Genomic DNA, 784 nt, shown 5'->3' with positions numbered 1-784 from the left:
GCAACTCAAGTAAAATATCGAGATCGAGTGGATGCTCTTTTTACGGAAAAATCGTTTTTACTAATGAATCTTGTCGATACTGCACCATCGACACATTTGGGTTCCAGTTTATGGCATATTGGTTGGTCGGGTGTAGATGGTCAATCTGAGTTTGACTGGAGAGTCAATGAGGGAATAGTAATACATACCGACATTACACCTCTTGGTGATAATTTTTGGATGTACTTTCTTGGTCCAGAAAAAGAAGTTATAGAGGTATACACGGGAAATAAAAACCATAGATTTGAACACATACATTTACTATCAACTGATGTTGATAAAACTATGAATTGGTTTGAATCTCATCTTGGCTTCATTCCAGAATATGAAGAAGCAAAGCAATGGCAGAATAACGAGCTTCGGTGGAAATGGAATTTATTAACCGTCAATAATATTAATATCATTGTATTTGGTAAACCAGTTGAGGAAGAATCATGGTGGTCTAACGAAGAAATTAAACCAACTGATGGTAGCGCAATCGATCATATTGGTTTTTCAACTGAAAATATTGAGCTCCTAATGAATAATATGAGATCTGATGGACTAGATATTGTTCATAATATAAAAATTGATCCTATTCATGGTATGAAAAGTTTTTTTGTTAGAGGTCCTGACAGTCTGCTAGTAGAAATAGTAGAGGAAAAGCTAATTCCTGAAGGTATCTGGCACTAATAATCCGAATAGACTAAATATTTAAATAAATGAATAAAAAACGGGTGCTAACACCGTATAAAGCCAATGGCGA

Annotated in this window: 1 protein-coding gene; it reads left to right on the top strand. The window is 34.8% G+C overall.

Annotation, left to right across the window (positions count from 1 at the left end):
- Positions 1-711: VOC family protein (locus ACY2RU_RS17690; protein WP_490139811.1), on the top strand; the 711-nt coding region annotated here is incomplete at its 5' end.
- Positions 712-784: the final 73 nt, after the last annotated feature.

This window comes from Ulvibacter sp. 2305UL32-6 (assembly GCF_058148545.1).
This window is presented reverse-complemented; position numbering and strand designations above follow the sequence as displayed.